The sequence below is a fragment of the Variovorax sp. PAMC 28711 genome (assembly GCF_001577265.1).
In the GTDB taxonomy this organism is placed as follows: domain Bacteria; phylum Pseudomonadota; class Gammaproteobacteria; order Burkholderiales; family Burkholderiaceae_C; genus Variovorax.
Map to the genome: position 1 here is coordinate 487870 of NZ_CP014517.1, position 20213 is coordinate 508082.

Annotated in this window: 23 protein-coding genes; 18 read left to right on the forward strand and 5 right to left on the reverse strand. The window is 66.3% G+C overall.

Annotation, left to right across the window (positions count from 1 at the left end; all coding sequences use genetic code 11):
* Window positions 1–138: 138 nt before the first annotated feature.
* From ybiB to AX767_RS02545, 6 genes are all read left to right on the forward strand, one after another.
* The gene (gene ybiB, locus AX767_RS02520; protein ID WP_068628356.1) at window positions 139–1044 is read left to right on the forward strand and encodes a DNA-binding protein YbiB; all 906 of its coding nucleotides are present in this window, start codon (window positions 139–141) and stop codon (window positions 1042–1044) included.
* On the forward strand, window positions 1041–1838 hold the full coding sequence (gene cobA, locus AX767_RS02525; protein WP_068628358.1) for a uroporphyrinogen-III C-methyltransferase: 798 nt from the start codon (window positions 1041–1043) through the stop codon (window positions 1836–1838). The genes ybiB and cobA overlap by 4 nt, the downstream gene beginning before the upstream one ends.
* A gap of 9 nt (window positions 1839–1847) precedes the next feature.
* A complete protein-coding gene (locus tag AX767_RS02530; protein ID WP_068628360.1) occupies window positions 1848–2636 on the forward strand; it encodes a YaeF family permuted papain-like enzyme in 789 nt (262 codons plus the stop codon).
* Window positions 2633–3844 (forward strand): NAD(P)/FAD-dependent oxidoreductase, encoded by a 1212-nt coding sequence (locus AX767_RS02535; protein WP_443082774.1) that lies wholly within the window; start codon window positions 2633–2635, stop codon window positions 3842–3844. Before AX767_RS02530 ends, AX767_RS02535 begins: the two co-directional genes overlap by 4 nt.
* Window positions 3845–3951: 107 nt before the next feature.
* A complete protein-coding gene (gene rpsU, locus AX767_RS02540; protein ID WP_068628364.1) occupies window positions 3952–4164 on the forward strand; it encodes a 30S ribosomal protein S21 in 213 nt (70 codons plus the stop codon).
* A 98-nt stretch (window positions 4165–4262) separates the two neighbouring features.
* Window positions 4263–4712, forward strand: a complete 450-nt coding sequence (locus tag AX767_RS02545; RefSeq protein WP_068628366.1) for a GatB/YqeY domain-containing protein — start codon at window positions 4263–4265, stop codon at window positions 4710–4712.
* 11 nt (window positions 4713–4723) lie between these two features.
* Here the strand turns inward: AX767_RS02545 and pmbA are convergent, their stop codons facing one another.
* Window positions 4724–6106 carry a metalloprotease PmbA gene (pmbA, locus tag AX767_RS02550; protein ID WP_068628368.1) on the reverse strand — a complete coding sequence of 461 codons (1383 nt, stop codon included), beginning with the start codon at window positions 6104–6106 and terminating at the stop codon, window positions 4724–4726.
* 58 nt (window positions 6107–6164) lie between these two features.
* On the opposite strand from pmbA, the gene yjgA reads away from it, so the two are divergent.
* Both yjgA and mog read left to right on the forward strand, forming a co-directional pair.
* Complete coding sequence (yjgA, locus tag AX767_RS02555; RefSeq protein WP_068628369.1) at window positions 6165–6821, forward strand: ribosome biogenesis factor YjgA; 657 nt, start codon at window positions 6165–6167, stop codon at window positions 6819–6821.
* Window positions 6818–7429, forward strand: coding sequence for a molybdopterin adenylyltransferase (gene mog / locus AX767_RS02560; RefSeq protein ID WP_068628371.1), 612 nt, complete (start codon window positions 6818–6820; stop codon window positions 7427–7429). The genes yjgA and mog overlap by 4 nt, the downstream gene beginning before the upstream one ends.
* A 4-nt stretch (window positions 7430–7433) precedes the next feature.
* Here the strand turns inward: mog and AX767_RS02565 are convergent, their stop codons facing one another.
* Together AX767_RS02565 and AX767_RS02570 are read right to left on the reverse strand one after the other, a co-directional pair.
* Window positions 7434–8003 (reverse strand): acyl-homoserine-lactone synthase, encoded by a 570-nt coding sequence (locus AX767_RS02565; RefSeq protein WP_068628373.1) that lies wholly within the window; start codon window positions 8001–8003, stop codon window positions 7434–7436.
* A 97-nt stretch (window positions 8004–8100) separates the two neighbouring features.
* A complete protein-coding gene (locus AX767_RS02570; protein ID WP_068628376.1) occupies window positions 8101–8493 on the reverse strand; it encodes a DUF4902 domain-containing protein in 393 nt (130 codons plus the stop codon).
* 285 nt (window positions 8494–8778) lie between these two features.
* Here AX767_RS02570 and AX767_RS02575 point away from each other — a divergent pair, with 285 nt between their 5' ends.
* Complete coding sequence (locus AX767_RS02575) at window positions 8779–9492, forward strand: autoinducer binding domain-containing protein (protein ID WP_068633264.1); 714 nt, start codon at window positions 8779–8781, stop codon at window positions 9490–9492.
* Window positions 9493–9550: 58 nt separating this feature from the next.
* Entirely contained in the window at window positions 9551–10330 is a 780-nt protein-coding gene (locus AX767_RS02580; RefSeq protein ID WP_156480939.1) for a hypothetical protein, read from the forward strand.
* Window positions 10331–10343: 13 nt separating this feature from the next.
* Here AX767_RS02580 and cysE read toward each other — a convergent pair whose 3' ends face one another.
* Both cysE and AX767_RS02590 read right to left on the reverse strand, forming a co-directional pair.
* On the reverse strand, window positions 10344–11117 hold the full coding sequence (gene cysE / locus AX767_RS02585; protein WP_068628379.1) for a serine O-acetyltransferase: 774 nt from the start codon (window positions 11115–11117) through the stop codon (window positions 10344–10346).
* A 41-nt stretch (window positions 11118–11158) separates the two neighbouring features.
* Window positions 11159–11896, reverse strand: a complete 738-nt coding sequence (locus AX767_RS02590; RefSeq protein WP_068628381.1) for an RNA methyltransferase — start codon at window positions 11894–11896, stop codon at window positions 11159–11161.
* A gap of 86 nt (window positions 11897–11982) precedes the next feature.
* Between AX767_RS02590 and AX767_RS02595 the strand changes: the two genes are divergently transcribed.
* The 8 genes from AX767_RS02595 (at window position 11983) to AX767_RS02630 (ending at window position 20206) form a co-directional block, all read left to right on the forward strand.
* Complete coding sequence (locus AX767_RS02595; RefSeq protein WP_068628383.1) at window positions 11983–13038, forward strand: inositol monophosphatase family protein; 1056 nt, start codon at window positions 11983–11985, stop codon at window positions 13036–13038.
* On the forward strand, window positions 13038–15290 hold the full coding sequence (locus tag AX767_RS02600; RefSeq protein ID WP_068628385.1) for an FUSC family protein: 2253 nt from the start codon (window positions 13038–13040) through the stop codon (window positions 15288–15290). The genes AX767_RS02595 and AX767_RS02600 overlap by 1 nt, the downstream gene beginning before the upstream one ends.
* Window positions 15291–15375: 85 nt before the next feature.
* The gene (locus AX767_RS02605) at window positions 15376–16443 is read left to right on the forward strand and encodes a mechanosensitive ion channel family protein (protein WP_068633266.1); all 1068 of its coding nucleotides are present in this window, start codon (window positions 15376–15378) and stop codon (window positions 16441–16443) included.
* A gap of 46 nt (window positions 16444–16489) precedes the next feature.
* The gene (locus tag AX767_RS02610) at window positions 16490–17056 is read left to right on the forward strand and encodes a PadR family transcriptional regulator (RefSeq protein WP_068628387.1); all 567 of its coding nucleotides are present in this window, start codon (window positions 16490–16492) and stop codon (window positions 17054–17056) included.
* On the forward strand, window positions 17056–17895 hold the full coding sequence (locus AX767_RS02615; RefSeq protein WP_068628389.1) for a siderophore-interacting protein: 840 nt from the start codon (window positions 17056–17058) through the stop codon (window positions 17893–17895). The genes AX767_RS02610 and AX767_RS02615 overlap by 1 nt, the downstream gene beginning before the upstream one ends.
* Window positions 17896–18028: 133 nt before the next feature.
* The gene (locus tag AX767_RS02620; protein ID WP_068628391.1) at window positions 18029–18550 is read left to right on the forward strand and encodes a hypothetical protein; all 522 of its coding nucleotides are present in this window, start codon (window positions 18029–18031) and stop codon (window positions 18548–18550) included.
* A 143-nt stretch (window positions 18551–18693) separates the two neighbouring features.
* Entirely contained in the window at window positions 18694–18963 is a 270-nt protein-coding gene (locus tag AX767_RS02625) for a helix-turn-helix domain-containing protein (protein ID WP_237288528.1), read from the forward strand.
* Complete coding sequence (locus AX767_RS02630; protein WP_068628394.1) at window positions 18953–20206, forward strand: type II toxin-antitoxin system HipA family toxin; 1254 nt, start codon at window positions 18953–18955, stop codon at window positions 20204–20206. The genes AX767_RS02625 and AX767_RS02630 overlap by 11 nt, the downstream gene beginning before the upstream one ends.
* Window positions 20207–20213 lie beyond the last annotated feature (7 nt).

The following is a 20213-nucleotide window of genomic DNA, read 5'->3' on the forward strand; positions in this document are numbered from 1 at the left end:
CGCGCTCCAGCGCATGGTGCGTGCGACCGCACCCGAGGCCGCCAAGACCGCACCGCGAGCACGGTCATGGCCGGCTTCATGGCCGGCATAAGCGAGGCCGGATTCCGGCATAACGGTTGCGGGACAATCCGCATACCCATGGGAATCAGTCACTACATCAAGGAAATCGGCCGCGGCGCGCGCGGCGCGAAGCCGCTCACGCGCGAACAAGCCACCGACCTCTTCGGCCAGGTGCTGGACGGCAGCGTGACCGACCTCGAAGTCGGCGCCTTTTGCTTGGCGATGCGCATCAAGGGCGAGACGCCGGACGAGATGGCAGGATTTCTCGACGCGACCCACGCACGCCTGAACCGCTTTCCAGCCGGCGCGCAACCGCTCATCGTGCTGCCCAGCTACAACGGCGCACGCAAGCTCCCCGTGCTCACGCCGCTGCTCGCGCTGCTGATTGCGCGCGAAGGATTGCCGGTGCTGGTGCACGGCGCGGCAACCGAATCGTCGCGCGTACTCGCGTCGGGCGTGCTCGCAGCGCTCGGAATGCCCGCGCTGACCGCCGTCGACACCGTCGTCAGCGGCACGGTCGCGTTTGCACCGACCGAACTGCTCAGCACGGGCCTGAAGCGCCTCCTCGACGTGCGCCGCGTGGTCGGGCTGCGCAACCCGGCGCACAGCGTGGTCAAGCTCATGCAACCCACGGCCGGCCCGTCGATCGTGGTCGCGAGCTACACGCATCCAGAGTACGCGCAGTCGATGGCGGCGACCTTCGCGCTGATGGGCATGAGCGCTCTGCTCTCGCGCGGACTCGAAGGCGAAGTGGTGTCCGACCCGCGCCGCACCGCGCAGATCGACGGTTTCATCCGCGGCGAGCGCATCCCCTTGCAGGCGCAGGAGGCCGGCACGCACAATGACGTCGAAGGCCTGCCGAAGGAAACCGACATCGACACCACGGCGACCTACACACGGCGCGTGCTGGCCGGCGAGCTGCCGGTGCCGGGCGCGATCGCACAACAGGTTCGACACATCGTTCAACTGGCGGCACGGCTATGAGCAACCTCACTTCGAACCCTGGCACCTGCACGCTGGTCGGTGCCGGCCCCGGCGACCCGGACCTGCTGACCTTGAAAGCCGTCAAGGCGATCCATGCGGCCACGGTGCTGTTCGTCGACGACCTGGTGAACGAGGCCATCCTGACCTACGCACGACCGGAGGCGCGCATCGTGCACGTCGGCAAACGCGGCGGCTGCAAGAGCACGCCGCAGGCCTTCATCGAGAAACTCATGATCACGGCAGTGCGCGAAGGCGAATGCGTGGTGCGGCTCAAGGGCGGCGACCCGTTCATCTTCGGCCGCGGTGGCGAAGAGGTGGAGCACCTGCGGGAAGCGGGCATCGAATGCGCCGTGGTCAACGGCATCACCGCGGGCCTCGCCGCCATGACCAGCCTCGGCGTGCCACTCACGCATCGCGACCATGCGCAGGGTGTCGTGTTCGTCACCGGTCATGCCCGCACCGGCGCTGCGGCCGTCGACGACCCGACCGACTGGCGCGCCCTGGCCGCCACCGCGCACAACGCGCGGCTCACGCTGGTGATCTACATGGGCGTGGCGGGTGCCGGACACATCCAGAGCGAACTGCTGCAAGGCCTGCCGGGCGACACGCCGGTGGCGGTGATCCAGCATGCGAGCCTGCCGCAGCAACGCCACATCGCGACCACGCTGGCGTGCCTGCAGTCGGGCATCGCCCAAGCCGGGCTCGCGAGCCCCTCGGTGATCGTGGTGGGCGATGTGCTGCAGGGTCTCATCGCGGCGGGCCTGCCGCAAATGCGCGACCAGTTCGGAACCTGAGTACAGCCAATGAAACGCATCACCCTGCTCGCTGCGATCTGCGCGGCGCTCCTCGTCTCGGCTTGCGCATCGCGCGTCGACCTGCCTTCCAGCGACAACCTGCGCGTCGGCCTGCGCATACAGAACTCGGCCATCGCGCCGGGCAACGGCGGTGAGTTGATCAACGGCGCCGCGCTGCTGCCGGGCGACATCCTGCTGACCTCGGTCGCGACGCTCAACTCCTTCGGCATCCGCCTGGGCACCTTCTCGCCGGTGAGCCACGCGCTGCTGTACCTGGGCGACGGCCAGATCGCCGAAGCCGTCGGAAGCGGGGTGCGCGCGCGCAGCCTCGACGCGGTCATCGCCGAAGAGCAGATGGTGGTGGCGTTCCGCGTGCCGGGCATCGACGCCGCGCATGTCGAGCGTCTTCGTGCCTGGGCAATCTCGCAGGTCGGGGTTCGCTACAACACGGTCGGCGTGGTGCTGAACGCGCCTTTCGTGCTGAACCGGCGCGTGTGCGAGTTGCCGCTGATTCCATCGGCCGTGAGCCGCTTCTGCGTGACCGGCATGGCGATGGTGCAGCTCGGCGGCAGCCACGACGATCGCTTCTTTTGCTCGCAGTTCGTGCTGGAGGCCTACAACCAGGCCGGCCTGCCGATCACCACGGCCGATCCGCGCTGGGTCAGCCCTGCCGACCTGCTGCACATGCGCGAAGGCGACGTGCCGACGATCGCCGCCACGCAACCGCTGCGCTACGTGGGTCACCTCAAATACAACCCGCCGCCCGTCATCGTGGTGGACGGGAACAGCACCCGCTGACCGCGTTGAATACCTTCGACGTCGTCATCATCGGCGCGGGCGCTGCCGGCCTGTTCTGCGCCGGCGTGGCCGGGCAGCGCGGCAAGAGGGTGCTGCTGCTGGACCACGGCGAGCGCATCGCCGAGAAGATCCGCATCTCGGGTGGCGGGCGGGCCAACTTCACCAATCGCGATCTCGACGTGCGCGCGCCACAACGTCATTTCATCGGCGACAACCCGAACTTCTGCCGCTCGGCGCTGTCGCGTTACACGCCGCAGCAATTCGTCACGCTGGTGCAAAAGCACGGCATCGCCTTTCATGAGAAGCACAAGGGCCAGCTCTTTTGCGACGGGCCCTCGCAGCAGATCATCGACATGCTGCTGGCCGAATGCGCAGAGGGCCACGTGACCCACTGGCAGCCGTGCAGCATCCAGGGCATCGCGTTTTCGACCGCAGGCATCTACCGGATCGACAGCACCCGGGGTCCGATCGAAACAGCGAAGCTGGTGATTGCCACGGGCGGTCTTTCGATCCCGCAGATCGGCGCGACCGATTTCGGTTACCGCATCGCCGAGCAGTTCGGCATCCGGATGGTCGCGCCGCGGCCCGCGCTGGTGCCGCTGACCTTCGGCGGCGACGCCTGGGCACCGTACGCGGCGCTGGCCGGTCTCGCGCTGCCGGTGCGCATCGAGACCGGTGCGAAAAAGGACAGGATGGCGTTTCTCGAAGACCTGCTCTTCACCCACCGTGGCCTGTCCGGCCCGGCCGTGCTGCAGATCTCCAGCTACTGGAGACCCGGCACACCGCTCACACTCGATTTCGCGCCGGGTGTCGACATCGCCGACGCCTTGGGCGACGCCAAGCTGCGCTCGAAAAAGCGGGTCGCCAACGAACTGGCGGCCCTTGTGCCGTCGCGGCTGGCGGACGCCTGGACCGGCCAGGATGCCGCGCTGCAGCGCCCGGTCAACGAAGCACCCGACAAGGCGCTGACAGCGTTGTCGGAGCGCATTGCGCGCTGGCAGATCACGCCGAGCGGCACCGAAGGCTACAAGAAGGCCGAGGTGACCGCCGGCGGCGTCGACACGCGCGATCTCTCGTCGCAGACCCTGGAATCCAAGCAACCTGGCCTTTATTTCATCGGTGAAGTGGTCGACGTGACGGGTTGGCTCGGTGGCTACAACTTCCAGTGGGCCTGGGCCAGCGCGCATGCCTGCGCGAGCGCGCTATAATATTTGGCTAACTCTGGCCTTCCCTCAACGGCCGCAAAAGATTGTCAGTTGAGGAACCCCGGCCTGGGGCCTCGATCTCCCCGGCCAAATTCAATTCAACGATTTACATGACCACCATCCGCGTTAAAGAAAACGAGCCGTTCGACGTCGCCCTTCGCCGCTTCAAGCGCACCATCGAAAAGCTCGGCCTGCTGACCGACCTGCGTGCCCGCGAGTTCTACGAAAAGCCGACCGCCGAGCGCAAGCGCAAGAAGGCCGCGGCCGTCAAGCGCCACTACAAGCGCGTGCGCAGCATGCAGCTTCCCAAGAAGCTGTTCTAAAGCACCGTTTGCCGGCAGCCGCCGGCAAATCCGAGCCGCGCCGGGGAAACCTGCCGCGGCTTTTGTTTTTTCAAATGCCCTCTTCTTCAGGAAATGCCATGACACTCAAAGAACAGATCACCGAAGACATGAAGACCGCCATGCGCGCCAAGGATTCGGAGCGCCTCGGCACCATTCGCTTGCTGCTCGCCGCCCTGAAGCAAAAGGAAGTCGACGAGCGCATCGACCTCGACGACACGATGGTCGTCGCGATCGTCGACAAGCTGGTCAAGCAGCGCAAGGACTCGGTCACCGCCTTCACGCAAGGTGGCCGAATCGACCTCGCCGACAAGGAAGCCACCGAAATCAAGGTGCTCGAGGTCTACTTGCCGCAGCGCATGAGCGGCGAAGAAGTGACCACAGCGGTGAAGGCCATCGTTGCCGAGCTGGGCGCCAAAGGCCCGGGCGACATGGGCAAGGTCATGGGCACCGTGAAAGCCCAACTGGCCGGCAAGGCCGACATGGGCCAGGTCAGCGCTGCAGTGAAGGCCGCGCTCTCGGGTGCCTGATCAGGGGGAGATCAGGCACCGGCCACCTTCATGCGATTGACGAGCAGCGAACCCGTCGTCTTGGCGCCGTAGTTGTAGGCGTCCGAGCCCACCGCTTCGATGCCCATCAGCATGTCCTTGAGGTTGCCGGCAATCGTGATCTCCTGAACAGGAAACGCGATGCGGCCCTTCTCGACCCAGAACCCGCTGGCGCCGCGCGAGTAATCGCCCGTCACGTAGTTCACGCCCTGCCCCATGAGCTCGATCACGAACAATCCGGTGCCGAGCTTGCGGAGCATCTCGTCGAGATCGTCACCGGGTTTTGTGAGCCGCGACGTCAGCGTGAGGTTGTGTGAGCCTCCCGCGTTGCCAGTTGTCTTCATGCCCAGCTTGCGCGCCGAATAGGTGCTGAGGAAATAGCCCTCGAGCCGGCCCGCGTCGACCACCTTGCGGGCCCGCGTGACAACGCCTTCGTCGTCGAATGGCGAACTGCCCTTGCCGCGCTTCAGGAAGGGGTCTTCGTCGACGCTGATGTGCTTGGGCAGTACCGGCTTGCCGAGCGAATCGAGCAAAAACGTGCTCTTGCGGTACAGCGCCCCGCCGCTCACCGCCTGCACCAGCCCGCCCAGCAGGCCTGCAGCCAGCGGCGACTCGAACAGCACGGGGCATTGCGTCGTTTTGATCTTGCGCGACTTGAGGCGGCTCAGCGCGCGCTCCGCGGCATAGCGGCCCACCGACTGCGGGCTCGCAAGCTCGTCGGCCGAACGCATCGAGCTGTACCACGCGTCGCGTTGCATGTCGTCGCCCCTGCCGGCGATCGGTGCGACCGAAATCGAGTGCCGCGAGCTGGCGTAGCCGCCCCGGAATCCGTGCGTGTGCGCGCTGAAGAAGTGGCTCTGCTGCGCGGAGACGCCGGCGCCTTCGCTGTTGGTGATGCGCTTGTCGGTCGACAGTGCGGCCGCCTCGCATTCGAGCGCCAGCTCGGCGGCTTTCTCGCTCGTGACGTCCCATGGAAAGAACAGGTCGAGGTCGGGCTGTACCTTCACGATGTCGTCTTCGTCCGGCAGGCCGCTGACCGGATCTTCGGCGGTGAAACGGGCAATGTCATAGGCGGCTTGCACGGTCTGGGCAATGGCCGCGTCCGAAAAATCGGAGGTGCTCGCGTTGCCGCGCCGATGGCCGACGTACACGGTGATGCCAAGCGACTTGTCGCGGTTGCGTTCGACGTTTTCGAGTTCGCCCTTGCGAACCGACACGCTCAGGCCACAGCCCTCGGAGGCCTCGGCGCCGGCATCGGTCGCGCCCAGCTTTTTGGCATGCGCCAGAGCGGTGTCGACCAGGTTTTCAAAGAAGGGGCGACTGTAGGCAAAGCCGGAGTCGGCACGCGAAGCCGGTTTCGAGGGAGATGTCTTCATGTGTTGGCTATGATACCGGCGCCCCCTGTTTCCGATGGTGCGGCCAAGGATTTCACCCATGTCCCGCAAACCCAAAAAAGGCTACTTCGTCCGTGGCGAGTTCGTTCATGAAGGCAGCGAGCTCGATCTCGAGCTCAAGCGCGAGCTCAAAGGCACCGACGAAGCCAGCCGAACCGACCTCAAACGCGAGAGCGACGAACTGCAAAAGCTCGGCGAAGCGCTGCTTGGCGTGCGCGCCAGCCTGTTCGAGAAGCTGCCGCTCGGCGAAAAGCTGAGCGACGCGGTCGAAGAAGCCAAGCGCATCACCAACTTCGAAGGCAAGCGTCGCCAGATGCAGTTCATCGGCAAGCTGATGCGCAAGCTCGACGCCGAGACACTCGAAACAGTGCGGGCCGTGATCGCCGAGCAGGACCGCGTGCCCGCAGCCGAAACTGCGGCGCTGCACGAAGCCGAGCGCTGGCGTGACCGCCTGATCGCCGACGACGACGCGCTCGGCGGCTGGATCGAAACGCATCCGGCCACCGACTCCCAGCAGCTCCGCGCGCTGGTGCGACAGGCGCGCAAGGACATGAAGACCGGCCTGCCCGGCGAAGCGCCGCGCCAAAACAAGGCATACCGCGAAGTGTTCCAGCTGGTGCGGGCGCAGCTCGCTGTCCATGGCGGCAGTGACCACGCCGAAGCCGCGGCGGCGCAGGACCGTGAGGAAGATGCATGAGCGACCTGGCGCCACTGCCGGCAGCGCCAGAGGCTGTCCGCATCGGCATCGTTTCGGTCAGTGATCGCGCATCGACCGGGGTGTACGAAGACAAGGGCTTGCCCGCCTTGCAGGAATGGCTCCTGCGGGCATTGAAGAACCCGATCGTTTTCGAACCCCGCCTGATTCCTGACGACAGCGCGCGCATCAGCGCCACGCTCATCGAACTGGTCGACGCCGGGTGTTCGCTGGTGTTGACCACCGGGGGCACCGGTCCTGCGCTGCGCGACGTCACGCCCGAGGCCACGCTGGCCGTGGGGCACAAGGAGATGCCGGGATTCGGAGAGCAGATGCGCCAGATCAGCCTGCACTTCGTGCCGACGGCGATCCTGTCTCGCCAGGTCGCGGTGATCCGCGACCGCGCCCTGATCCTCAATCTGCCGGGCCAACCCAAGGCGATCGCGGAAACGCTGGAAGGCCTGAAAGACGCCGACGGCACACAGCAAGTGCCCGGCATTTTTGCAGCCGTGCCCTATTGCGTCGACTTGATCGGCGGCCCTTACCTCGAAACCGACGAGCCCGTGTGCAAGGCCTTCAGGCCGAAGGCGGCGGTGAGAAGCCGCCCCTGACAGATCAGGAGCGCGCGGACCCTGCGATATCGATCCAGCACGCGAAAATCGGATGACCGTCAACCACCATCGGCGGCGCCGCACGGTGTGCGCGAATGCCCTTGCGGCGCAGCAAGCGCTCCACGCCCAGCGGCGACACGGTGATGATCCGTTCGGCACCATGCGCTTCGGCCACGTCGAGCGCGCTGTGGAAAAGCGCGATGGTGACTTCCGACGAAAACTGACCCAGTGCGCCGGCGAGTGGATTCGTGAAATCAACCGCTGCGAAGCGGGAAAGCTCCCAGACCCGCGCATCGCGGGGCACTTCGACGCCGCCCATCAGCTGCGGAAACACATCGCCCAGCAAATACGGGCCCGTGGTCGGGAGCAAGCGCCCGGTGCCGACGATGTTCTCCGCCTCATCGCGTGCCGCCAGGTAGACGGTTTCATCGCCGTCGAACTGGTCGCGTTCACGACCCTCTTCTGTCATGAGGTCCCAACCCAGGGTCTCCACGAAGACCTTGTGGCGGTAGCGTTCGACAGATTCGAGGACGCGGGGTGCGAGTTGACCGGGTCGGCCTGCCAGAATTTCCATTTTGCTTATTCCCAGTTATGAGTTGGGAAGATTTCAGCGCCCGGCGTCCTTCGGCGAAACTATTATTTCTGCTAGGTGTGTGTTTTTTAACGAGTGATCACGCATAGCGCTGGCAAACGGCTTGAAAAGCAGGCGTATTCCAGTCAAAGGTATCGATGAAGGTCGCCAGAACGTGGAGACTTTCGTTCCAGGGCAATGGCTCCTGTTCACCGTCGAGCACCAGGACGTTGGTGCGCGGCAAGCCCAGCCGAACGACGCGTTGCATCGGAGCGCCGTCGTCCAGCTGCCAGTCCCATCCGATGGTGAGCCGGGGGTCCTTTTCGCTGATCCATTCGGTGTAGCCGCAGAAGGATGCGCTGCTGCCGCACAGCGGGTTGGCATCGGAGGGGCTGGCGTCGTCGTCGAGCCCCGACATCAGGTGCGTCAGTTGCATTTGGTTCAGGTCGTGCCGGCGAAGGCGCAACAGCCCGTCGTTCAGAGGTGTGTTCATGTTCAGTTCCTGCCCAGCGGGCTTGTGACGCCTTGACGATCGCGGCGTCATACGAAAGCTTGCGTGCGTCCGGGCTTTTGGACAACCGCCATAAATAGGAGGTCGAGGGCTCGCGTGCGGCGGATCACACGCTTTGCAGCAAATTCGCTGCGCCGGTTCGGCTCTTCTGCCCGCCGGAGCTTTAACAATCGAATTACATTTGCGACAGCTGCCCGATTCCGCTTCCCCTACCTACTCGACACCCTGTGCACGCCGCCTCCGAACCCGCCGCTGAGGAGAATGCCCATGCAACAGTTCAATGAGAGCCTTCTGATCGCACTGGACGGCGCGACCAGCGAAGAAGATGTGTTCAGTGCGCTGCTATCGGCCTCGCAGATGCTCGGATTCGAACACCTGGCGTACGGACTGCGACTCGCTGTGCCAGTGTCAAATCCCAAGGTCATCACGCTCAACAATTACCCGACGATCTGGCAGCAGCGCTATCAGGAGGCGGGTTACATGGCTGTGGACCCGAGCGTCCGGCACGGTGTGCTGAGCCGTTCGCCCCTGGTCTGGACCGACGACGTCTTTTCCTCTGCCCACGACATGTGGGAGGAAGCCCGCCACTCCGGGCTCTGCGTGGGATGGGCCCAATCGAGCCTGGACGGATCGGGCGTCGGCGGCATGCTGACCTTGTCCCGCTCGAGCGACGCTCTGACCGCCACCGAGCTCCAGGGCAAGGAAATGGAGATGCGATGGCTGGTCCAGGCGGCGCACCTCGCGCTCTCCCGGGTCATGCAGCCCAAGTTCACGGTGCAGCCCGACACGCCGCTCACGCCTCGGGAAATCGAAGTGTTGAAGTGGAGCGCGGACGGCAAGACGGCGGGCGAAATCGGTGACATCCTCTCGATTGCCGTGCCGACCGTGAATTTTCATATCAAGAACGTCGTGCTCAAAATGAAGGCGGCCAACAAGACGGCCGCCGTGGTCCGCGCGTTGATGTCCGGGTTGCTGAACTGAGGTAGTACAAACAACCTACCATTTTTGGTAGTTACTTTTTGAAGCATCCAGCGCTCCAATGGGGGCCATGGAAGCTCTACTTGGCAGTACCCAAATCCGTGTTCACCTTGCGGCCGATACCCTCATCGCCTGCGAATTGCGGCGCAACTGGCGCGGGACCAAAGTCACGCGGAAGCAAAGCTTCGATTTCGAAGCCGGCGAACGGGCCGTTGCCATGGACAAGCTGGCAGACTGGATCGGCAAGGGCTCCGCACGCAGGACCATCGTCTGGATCATCGGCCCGGCCGAAGCGGAGTATTTTGTGCTTCCTTGGTCCCCGGCCCTGATTGATCAAGGCATGCGCGATGCCTATGCCCGCGCACACTTCGAGCAGCTTTACGAACGCGATGCGAGCAGTGCTGCATTCGGTTTCGGCGCTGCGTCGCATGGCAGCAGCCAACTGGTTTCATGGGTTTCCGCCCGACTCCCAGTGGAGCTGGCCGCTCACGCCAAACAATCCGGGTGCGAACTCGCCGGCATCAAGCCCGCCATCGCGACGGTCTGGGAACGCTTTCGCGATGTGCTGGAAACCGAAGCCGGTACCCTCTGCATCGTCGACGGTGACCGTCAGGCCATCGTTCGGCACGACCGCAAGCGCATCGAAGACATCGTCATCCGGCCTTTTGGGCAATCGCTCAACGCACCTGCCAAGCGGGCCGGTGTTTTCCGTCGCTTCTCGAACGAGCCGTCGCGGTCGCCGGTCGATACCTCGCCCGCCGATTTGAGCCTGCCCGCGCGCAGCGGCTTCGCATCGACGCAGGACGGCACTTACGCCTTCGCACTGTGCGGCGCCTTCTGAGGCAGCGTCCGCGCTACTTCCCGACCAGCTGAGTCAGTTTCTCGGCTTCGAAACATTCGTCGCGCGCCGCGTCCGACGGCACGCATTTCGCGTGTTGGCCGCGCTCCGCAGACAGCGTCTCGATCGCCTGCCACAGCAGCGCGATCTGGTGTTCCTGCGACGACGCGTTGTCGATCAGCCCCCGCATCGCCAATGACAACGGATCGTCGGCTTGCGTGATGCCGTACGCGGCAAACTTTTCCCGTTCGTCGCCTTTTTCGCGTGGTGCCTCGCCAGCCGGAATGATCCGGGCCGGAATGCCGACGGCGGTCGCTCCCGCTGGCACCGGTTTGATGACCACCGCGTTCGCGCCGATCCGGGCCCCGTCGCCGATCGTGAAGCCGCCGAGCACCTTGGCGCCCGCGCTCACCACCACATCGCGCCCGAGGGTCGGGTGCCGCTTCGTGCCCTTGTAGAGCGAGGTCCCGCCCAGCGTGACGCCTTGATAAATGGTGCAGCCGTCGCCGATTTCGGCGGTTTCGCCGACCACGACGCCCATGGCGTGATCGAAAAACACCCTGTGCCCGATCTTCGCGCCAGGATGGATTTCGATGCCCGTGACCCAGCGCGAAAAATGCGCGATGAAGCCGCCGAGCCAGTGCAGTCCGTGGGTCCAGCACCAGTGCGCCGGGCGATGCAGCACCACCGCGTGCAGGCCGGGATACAGCGTGAGTACTTCCCACGCCGAGCGGGCCGCGGGGTCGCGCTCGAGGATGCAGCGGATATCGGAACGCAGTCGGGCAAACATCGCTTCGGATCTTCAGGTTGGTGGGACAGCGGGCACGCAGTCTAAGCGGCGGGCTTGCCCGGATGGGGCCCGTCGACCATCGCCTTGGCGATGCCACGCAGGATGTGGATCTCTTCGGGCGTGGGCTGCGCGCGGTTGAAGAGCTGCTGCAAACGGGGCATCAGCTTCTTCGGCGCGTCCGGGTCCAGGAAGCCGATCTGCACGAGCGAGCGCTCCCAGTGCGCGAGCATGCCCGCCACGGCCTGCGCGTCGGCAGCCGGCGACGGCACGAGGGCCTCCCGCACGGCGTAGCCGCCCAGCGCGAGCCGCCATTCGTAGGCCACCACCTGGATCGCCGCACCCAGATTGAGCGAGCCGAATGTCGGGTCGGTGGGAATGCTGAGCGCGACGTTGCAGCGGTAGACGTCTTCGTTGCGCATACCGAAGCGCTCGGAGCCGAACAAAAAAGCCACGCACCCATCGCCCGCGTCGGCGCCCAACGGCGCCAGGTGCTCGCGCGGCGTTCGCGTCGGCGGGCCGAAGTCGCGCGAAATCATCGCCGTGGCGCAGAGGTGGGTGACGCCGTCGAGCGCCTCGTCGAGCGTATCGACGATGCGGGCGTTGTCGAGCACGTCGAGCGCGCCGCTCGCGCGCTGGATCGTCTCTTCGCGACGCAGCACGTTGGCCCATCGTGGTGCGACCAGCACCAGATCAGTGAAGCCCATCGTCTTCATGGCGCGGGCCGCGGCGCCCACATTGCCGGCGTGGCTGGTCTGGATGAGGATGAAACGGGTGCGCATGGGCTGGAAAATGTCGGGCGGCTAAAATCCTTCGATTCTCGCTGTCCGCATCGCCGGTCGGCATCAACGGTTCTTCTCACAATCCAATGTCGTCCCCCAACCTGCATCCCATGCTCAACGTGGCCGTCAAGGCCGCACGCGCCGCCGGCGCGATCATCAACCGCGCTGCGCTCGACGTCGAGGCCGTGCGGATTTCGCAGAAGCAGGTCAACGACTTCGTCACCGAAGTCGATCACGCGTCCGAGAAGGTCATCATCGAGACCCTTCTGACCGCGTACCCGGGGCACGGCATCCTGGCCGAAGAATCGGGCACCGAACACGGCGCCAAAGACTCCGAATTCGTCTGGATCATCGATCCGCTGGACGGCACCACCAACTTCATCCACGGCTTTCCGGTGTACTGCGTGTCGATCGCGCTCGCGGTGCGCGGCAAGGTCGAGCAGGCCTGCATCTACGACCCGAGCCGCAACGATCTGTTCACGGCCACCAAGGGCCGCGGCGCGTACATGAACGACCGCCGCCTGCGCGTGTCCAAGCGCACGCGCCTGTCGGAGTGCCTGATCTCGACCGGCTTCCCGTTTCGCACCGGTGACAACTTCAAGCAATACCTGGCCATCATGGCCGACCTGATGCCGCGTGCGGCCGGCTTGCGCCGCCCGGGCGCCGCGGCGCTCGACCTTGCCTACGTCGCGGCCGGCTTCACCGAAGCGTTTTTCGAAACCGGCCTGAACCCGTGGGACGTCGCCGCCGGTTCGCTGCTGGTGACCGAGGCCGGTGGCCTGGTCGGCAATTTCACCGGCGAGCCCGAATTCCTCGACCAGCGCGAATGCCTGGCCGGCGCGCCGCGCATCTATGGCCAGCTGGTGCCGCTGCTGGCCAAGTACTCCAAGTTCGCCGGCGTCGACGACAAGATGCGCGCCAGCGACCGCGTGCGTGCGGTGGCTGCATCGGCGGACGCCACCGCCCATCCGGAGGCCGACACCTCGGGCGATCTCTACGCTCGCAGCACGGTGTCCGATGCGACCCTCACCGCCGAAGGCGCCGACGCCGCGCCCGCGGTGGAAGTCCCCGCCACGCCCCGCAAGCTCACGCGCGTGCGCCGCGACACGTCGGAGCCAGCCGGCGATACCACCGGCAAGTGATGCACGCCAGAGACGCGGCGGACGCGGCCAGCGCGGCCACCACCGCGGCGGCGCGCCGAACGCGCGCCGCGCTCCGGATTGCGCTCAGCCACTATGTGCTGTGCGGCCTGTCGGTCGCCGTCGGTCTGTTCCTCATCTCGGGCGGCGTGCACCTGTGGCTCGGCGCCGTTGCCGGTGCCTCGGCCGCGGTCGGCGTCATCGTCGCCTCCCCGCCCGACCAGCCGAGCCCGCGCCGCGGCAAGTTCTGGCAAATGCTGCCGGCGCCGCTGCTCTCGCTGCCGCTCTTCTTCGCGGTGCAAATGCTGCACGCCATGCCGATACGCCTGGGCATGGTGCTGATCCCTGCCACCTTTCTCGCGTTCCTCGCCATGGCCTGGGGCAAGCGCGGCATTCCGATCGCGATCGCCGTGATGCTCGCGATGGTGTTTTCCATCGCCACACCCAAACCTGTCGACCTGCACGAAGTGCTGGAGCGCACGTGGCACTTCGGCCTGGGCGCTGGCCTGTATGTGCTCTACGCGACGCTCGCCAATCTCGCGCTCAATGCGCGCTATCGGGTGCTGCTGATCGCCGATGTGCTCTATTCGGTCGCCGCGCTGATGCGCACCGAAGCCAGCCAGTTCACCGCCGTCGATGAAACCGGAGACGTGCGCGACACGCCGGCGCCATTGCTCGGCCAGCTGCTGCGCCAGACCGCGGCGCTGGCCGACCAAATTCAGGGCACGCGCGACATCGTGCTCGAATCGCCGCGCACGCCGCGCCGGCAGCGGCTCGCCGGCATGCTGGTCATCGTGCTCGAACTGCGCGACCAGTTGCTCGCCAGCGAGCTCGACCTCGATGCGTTGCGTTCGCAGCCGCAACACGCCGGGGCGCTCGCCAGCATGCGCCGCGTCATGGAGGAACTGGCCGACGAGCTGACCGCACTCGCCGACAGCATGCTGATGTTCCGCAAGCCCGCGCGGCTGATCGACCGGCGGCCGGAACTCGCGGGCATCCACATCGCCGGTGACGCCCCGCACGGCACGCCGCAGGGCGGCCCGTCGGCCTCGATGCTGGCGCGCGGGCTCGCAAGTCGCATCGGCCACATCAACGACGAAGTGCTGCACCTGACGCGTCTCGCGCGTGGCGAAGCCGAACCCAACCTCGCCGTCGTGCGCGCCAACTGGCAGATGTTCGTGAGCGCCACTGCGTGGTCGTGGCGGCCGCTGCTCACGCTGTGGAAATGGGACGCGCCGCCGCTGCGTCACGCGATCCGCGCCGCGCTTGCCATCGCGGTCGGCTACACGATCTCGGTGCTCATGCCCTGGGGTTCGCACGACTACTGGATCTTGCTGACCATCGTCGTGGTGCTGCGCGGCAGTCTGTCGCAGACGCTGGAGCGGCGCAACGCGCGCGTGGCCGGCACGCTGCTCGGCTGCGTCTTCGCGGTCGGCCTGCTGTCGGCGCATCCCAGCGCGCTGACGCTGTTGCTGGCGATGACGCTCGCGCAAGCCGTGGCCCACGGTTTCGCGGTGCGCAAATACCTCATCACGGCGGTGGCGGCGACGGTGCTGGGCCTCGTGCAGGCACACATGTTGAACACCGGCGTGAGCACGACCTTCGCGCTGGTCGAGCGCATCGCCGACACCTTCATCGGCGCAGGCGTCGCATGGGCCTTCTGCTACGTGCTGCCATCCTGGGAGCGCGGACAGATCCCTGCCCTGGTGCTGCGCACGCTGAAGGCGCAGGCACTGCACGCGCAACTGGCGCTCGGGCTGCACCCGCTGCGCGCGATCGATACCGCACCCGAACTCGAGTGGCGCCTTGCCCGCCGCGAAGCGTTCGACAGCCTGTCCGCGCTCGTGCAAGCCACGCAACGATCGCTCTCCGAACCGCGCGCCGTGCGCCCGCCGATCGGTCCGCTGGAGCACTTGCAGGCGCACAGCTACCAGTTGCTGGCGCAGCTCAGCGCGGTCAAGTCGATGCTGGTGTTGCGGCGCGACCGCTTGACGCCGGGCGACATCGAAGGCCCTCTGGCGCGCGCGGCCGAGCGAATCGAAGCCGCCATCGGCAGTCCGCCCATCGCCGCGGGGCCATCGATCGACCACGCGCCGGCCACGGCGCTGGGCGGCGCGATTCCGCTGCCCGATCCGTTCGACAACGACATCAGCCCCTGGCTGCTGCGCCGGCTCGACCTGGCGTTGGGCATCGCGACGCAGTTGCGCGACGACGCCGCGCGCATCCTGCAGCCAGCGAGCGCCGAAGAAATCTAAATCGACCCGGGCGCCGAGGCCCACGAGACCGGTGTGCGCGGCATGCATCCTGCTGCCGCGGTTCACCGGCGACTTACACACACTCATGACCCTGACACTCCTGACCACCCATCCATGGTTCGGTCCTTTCGTGGCCGCGCTCATTGCCGTCCCTCTCGCCATTGCGGTTCACCGCATCGGTCGACTGTTGTTGCTTCGCCTGACCCGAAATGCGCCGACGCTGCACGCGATGGTCGACAAGGTGCGCCCGGCCGCGGCCTGGCTGCTGCCGCTGATCGCGCTTTCGATCGTGTGGCAAGCCGCGCCGGACGACCTGCAAGCCATCGCCCGGGTACGCCACATCACCGGTGTGGCACTCATCGCCGCCGTCACCTGGGTGGCGGTTCGCGCCATCAACGGCTTTGCCGAAGGTCTCCTGGCGAAGTACCCGTACGACGTTGCCGACAACCTTCGGGCGCGCAGCGTCCTGACGCAGACACGGGTGCTCTCGCGCACCGCCATCACGATGGTGATCGTGGCGGGCGCGGCGATGGTGCTCATGACCTTCCCCGGTGCGCGCCAAGTCGGTGCCAGCCTGTTGGCGTCGGCCGGGGTGATTGGCATCGTGGGCGGCCTCGCAGCCAAACCGGTGTTCAGCAACATGATCGCCGGGCTTCAAATCGCGTTGGCACAACCCATCCGCATCGACGATGTGCTGGTGGTCGAAGGCGAATGGGGCCGCGTCGAGGAGATCACCGGCACCTTCGTGGTGCTGAAGATCTGGGACGACCGGCGGCTCATCCTGCCGCTCAGCTACTTCATCGAGAAGCCGTTCCAGAACTGGACGCGCCACAGCGCGCAACTGCTGGGCTCGGTGTTTTTCTACGTCGACTACGCAATGCCGATCGCGCCATTGCGCGCCGAAGTGGAGCGCCTGGTCAAGGCCGCACCCGATTGGGACGGCCGCTTCTTCAACCTGCAGGTGACCGACACCACCGAGCGCTCGATGCAATTGCGCGTGCTGGCGACGGCGGCGAGCGGGCCGCAAGCTTTCGACCTGCGCTGCTCGATCCGCGAAGGGCTCATCAATTACATGCAACGGGAGCATCCGAATGCGCTGCCGCTCCTGCGCATGCAGGACATTGCCGGAACTCCGCATTTGACATCGATCTAAATTAGATATATCTTTTGTATTTTAGATACAAACACGAAAGATCGACATGCGACATTTCAGACATTTCGACCACGGCATCCGCTGTGTCGAACACGGCGACGCGCACGAGAGCCGACGCAGCGGTCGGGGCGGCGGAGGCGGCGGGGGCAGAGTGTTCGGCCACGGCGGCTTGCGCTTCGTGCTGCTGCAGCTCATCGCCGACAAACCCAGCCACGGCTACGAACTCATCAAGGAGATCGAAGAGCGCCTGGGCGGCAGCTACAGCCCGAGCCCCGGCATCGTGTATCCCACGCTGACGTTGCTCGAAGAACTTGGTTATGTGAGCGTCGACGCGGCCGATGCAGGCGGGCGGAAGCGCTACAGCATCACGCCGGCCGGCCGGGACTTCCAGGCCGCGAACCGCCAGATGACCGACACCATGATGGCTCGCATGAGCGGCGGTGTGGACGGCGCAGGCCCGCGCGGCGGCCGTCCGCCCCAGGTCACGCGCGCCATCGAAAACCTCAAGCTCGCGATGCGCATGCGCCTCTCGCGCGAGCCGCTGACCGAAGCGCAGGCTCATGCTTTCGCCGCCGTGCTCGACAGCGCCGCCCAGCAACTGGAGCAGCTCTGATGAACGACACCGCAAACACTGCCGCCGCTACCAGCCCCGACCGCCAGCCGCGCCGCGTGCGCCATGAACTGCGCTTCCGCCAGCTCGAGGTGCAGAGCGTGACGCGGATCACGCCGCACCTGGTGCGCGTCACGCTCGCCGGCGAACAGCTCGCTGGCTTCCACAGCCCCGGCTTCGACGACCACGCGAAGATCTTTTTCCCCGACGCTGCAACCGGCGCGCTCAGCCTGCCGACCGCCGGCCCGGACGGCCCCGTCTGGCCCGAAGGCCGCAAGCCGACGATGCGCGACTACACGCCGCGTCGCCACGACGCCGCGGCCGGCACGCTGGAACTCGACTTCGCGCTGCACGATGCCGGCCCCGCGACGCAATGGGCCGAGCGCGCCAAGCCCGGCGACAGCCTGGGCATCGGCGGCCCGCGCGGTTCGTTCCTCATCCCGACTGACTTCGACTGGCATTTGCTGATCGGCGACGACACCGCGCTGCCGGCCATCGCGCGCCGGCTGGCCGAGTTGCCGGCCGGCGCCCGCGCCGTGGTGCTGGCCGAGGTCGACGGACCAGCCGACCAGCTCGCGTTCGAAACGAAAGCATCCCTCACATTGCACTGGGCGCATCGCCAGGGCGCCGAACCCGGCACCCGACCGGTGTTGCTGGACGCCTTGCGCGTGCTCACCCTGCCCGCAGGCGACTTCCACGCCTGGGTCGCGTGCGAGTCGCTCGCGGCCAAAGCCTTGCGTGTTCACTTGGTCAGTGAACGCGGCGCCAACCCGAAATGGACGAAGGCGGCAGGCTACTGGCGCCGCGGCGATGCCGCCACGCACGACACGCACGAGGACTGAAGGCGGGCGTCGGCGCCTCCGGGGCATAGGCCAAATTGCCGTTTGGCAATTGAGTACCAAAGAACTAATATCTCGTTCAGGGAGATGGCAGCGAACCGACCACCAGCGCCTCGGGTGCGGCAAGGGAAAAGTGATGAACATCGAACTCGACAAATGGCACGGCGTGGCCTCGCTCTTCGCCGTCGCGTTGGTGATCGCCGGCCTGGTCTACGCGGTGTGGCACATCGCGGCCGACCGCCGACGTTCGGCCCGCCTCATTGCCGCCGCCCGCGTGCGCTCCGGTCACATCCCGGGCGAACTGCCGACCGTTCGCGCCGGGTTCACCGGCTTCGGTGAACTCGGCCCGGACAGCGCGCCGCAGGCGCTCGCAGCCAACGACGACGGCGAGTTCGCGGTCATCGACGAACAGCCGCGCATCCGTATCCGCTACCTGGGCCCCACACACAAGAAGATCGAGGCCACGCTGCAGGTGCAGCACCTCGACGTGCACAAGCGCGTGGTCGTCGGCTACTGCGACTTGCCCGCCGACGTCCGCAGCATCCCGTTGCGCAACATCGTGGCCGCGCGTATCGCCGATTCGGGCCAGCGTTTCAATGTCGACACCTGGGTCGACGCGGTGCGCGTGGCGCGACGTCGTCGCGGAATGATGGCTTGAAGCGCTCTTGCCGAGCGGAATTTTGAACAATAAAATACCTATTAAGTCGCTTAATAGTTGTTTTATTGATGTCGAAGCCTCACCCCAATCTCTCGACCCTCCCGGACGTCGGCAACGCAGCGCTTGTCCGCCTTGGACAACGCTTGCGCGCTCACCGAGTTCAGCGCGGCTGGACGATCGCTGAAGTCGCCGAGCGCCTGATCTGCTCTCCCACCACCTGGCGCGCACTGGAAAGCGGCAAGCCAGGCACGAGCATGGGTCTGCTGGCCCACGCGCTGTGGTTGTTCGGTGAGGCCGAATCGCTCGACGCCGTGGCGCCCACCCCGGCGGCGCTGGCCGCGCATCGGCGTGTGCGCCGGGCCGCGGGCAAAACCGCGGCCGGGGTGATCGCGGAGGGCGAGCGTGATTTCTGACCCTGCAGATGACGAGCGCAGTCTGTATGTCGGGCTGAGCCGGCACACGTCCACCCGCGCGCAGCCGGTGGGCCTGGTGAAGCTGGCTCGACGCGGCGTGATGGAATCCGGCGAATTCGCCTATGGACTGCGCTATCTCCAGACGCCGACCGCTGAGCCGCTCAACCCCGACCACCTGCCGCTGCAGGCCGCAGCCTTCACCTTGCCCGATCGCCGGGTCCGCGATGGCGGCGCATTGCCGCTCACCTTGCGCGATGCGCTGCCGGACAGCTGGGGTCGCAAGGTGCTGGAGATTCAGCACGGCGGGCCGCTGTCCGATGTCGATGCGCTGCTGCTGACCAACGAGGACCGCGTCGGCGCCATGGTGTTTTCCGAAACGCTGCCGATGCCCGCCGACACGCCGGCAACCGACCTGCTCTCGCTCGAAGACCTCGCGGAAGCGTCGCGCCGCATCGAAGCCGGCCTGGAGGTCACGCCGCGCATGCAGCAGTTGCTGCGCGGCGGCAGCCTGGGCGGCGCGCGACCGAAGGCTACTTTCATCCGCGAAGGCCGCCGCCATATCGCCAAGTTCGCCTCGCGCGGCGACGAGGTCGACATGGAAATCATCGAAGCCGCGACGATGGGCCTGGCCGCGGCGTGCGACATCACGGTTCCGCCGCGGCTGCTGGCACCGCTGACCACCGGCCATGCACTGCTGCTCGAACGCTTCGACCGCACCGGACCCGTGACCGATGAGCGGCGGTTTCATTACCTCTCGGCGTCGGCGCTGCTGAACGTACCTTACGAATCGAGCGATGGCAGCTATATGGCGCTTGCGCAGGCCCTGCGCCGCCTCTCCGCGCGGCCGGAGCAAGACGTGACCGAGCTGTTTCGTCGCATGGTGTTCAACCTGGTCGTTGGCAACAGCGACGACCACGTCAAGAACCATGGCGTGCTGCATCAGGGGCAGGACCTCTGGCGCCTCTCGCCTGCATTCGATCTGGTGGCACAGCTCGGCAGCCATGCCGGCTACCAGGGCCTGGCGATCCTGCCGGGCCGGCACGCGTCGAGCCTGTCGGCGGCCCGGGAAGCCGCACCGCATTTCGGGTTGGCGCCGGCACGCGCAGACGAGGTGATCCGGCGCATTGCCGACACCGTCGCGAGCCAGGCGGCCGCTGCAGTGCGCGCCTTGGGCGGTACCGCGGCGCTGGCGCAGCGCCTGACCTTGTTCATCGCGCAGCAGGCCGAACGGATCGCCGCCTGATCCGGGC

Bases quoted from the DNA above. Each gene is read 5' to 3' on its own strand.
- ybiB (WP_068628356.1), top strand. From the start codon at position 139: ATGGGAATCAGTCACTACATCAAGGAAATCGGCCGCGGCGCGCGCGGC.
- cobA (WP_068628358.1), top strand. From the start codon at position 1,041: ATGAGCAACCTCACTTCGAACCCTGGCACCTGCACGCTGGTCGGTGCC.
- AX767_RS02530 (WP_068628360.1), top strand. From the start codon at position 1,848: ATGAAACGCATCACCCTGCTCGCTGCGATCTGCGCGGCGCTCCTCGTC.
- rpsU (WP_068628364.1), top strand. From the start codon at position 3,952: ATGACCACCATCCGCGTTAAAGAAAACGAGCCGTTCGACGTCGCCCTT.
- AX767_RS02545 (WP_068628366.1), top strand. From the start codon at position 4,263: ATGACACTCAAAGAACAGATCACCGAAGACATGAAGACCGCCATGCGC.
- pmbA (WP_068628368.1), bottom strand. From the start codon at position 6,106: ATGAAGACATCTCCCTCGAAACCGGCTTCGCGTGCCGACTCCGGCTTT.
- yjgA (WP_068628369.1), top strand. From the start codon at position 6,165: ATGTCCCGCAAACCCAAAAAAGGCTACTTCGTCCGTGGCGAGTTCGTT.
- mog (WP_068628371.1), top strand. From the start codon at position 6,818: ATGAGCGACCTGGCGCCACTGCCGGCAGCGCCAGAGGCTGTCCGCATC.
- AX767_RS02565 (WP_068628373.1), bottom strand. From the start codon at position 8,003: ATGGAAATTCTGGCAGGCCGACCCGGTCAACTCGCACCCCGCGTCCTC.
- AX767_RS02570 (WP_068628376.1), bottom strand. From the start codon at position 8,493: ATGAACACACCTCTGAACGACGGGCTGTTGCGCCTTCGCCGGCACGAC.
- AX767_RS02575 (WP_068633264.1), top strand. From the start codon at position 8,779: ATGCAACAGTTCAATGAGAGCCTTCTGATCGCACTGGACGGCGCGACC.
- AX767_RS02580 (WP_156480939.1), top strand. From the start codon at position 9,551: ATGGGGGCCATGGAAGCTCTACTTGGCAGTACCCAAATCCGTGTTCAC.
- cysE (WP_068628379.1), bottom strand. From the start codon at position 11,117: ATGTTTGCCCGACTGCGTTCCGATATCCGCTGCATCCTCGAGCGCGAC.
- AX767_RS02590 (WP_068628381.1), bottom strand. From the start codon at position 11,896: ATGCGCACCCGTTTCATCCTCATCCAGACCAGCCACGCCGGCAATGTG.
- AX767_RS02595 (WP_068628383.1), top strand. From the start codon at position 11,983: ATGTCGTCCCCCAACCTGCATCCCATGCTCAACGTGGCCGTCAAGGCC.
- AX767_RS02600 (WP_068628385.1), top strand. From the start codon at position 13,038: ATGCACGCCAGAGACGCGGCGGACGCGGCCAGCGCGGCCACCACCGCG.
- AX767_RS02605 (WP_068633266.1), top strand. From the start codon at position 15,376: ATGACCCTGACACTCCTGACCACCCATCCATGGTTCGGTCCTTTCGTG.
- AX767_RS02610 (WP_068628387.1), top strand. From the start codon at position 16,490: ATGCGACATTTCAGACATTTCGACCACGGCATCCGCTGTGTCGAACAC.
- AX767_RS02615 (WP_068628389.1), top strand. From the start codon at position 17,056: ATGAACGACACCGCAAACACTGCCGCCGCTACCAGCCCCGACCGCCAG.
- AX767_RS02620 (WP_068628391.1), top strand. From the start codon at position 18,029: ATGAACATCGAACTCGACAAATGGCACGGCGTGGCCTCGCTCTTCGCC.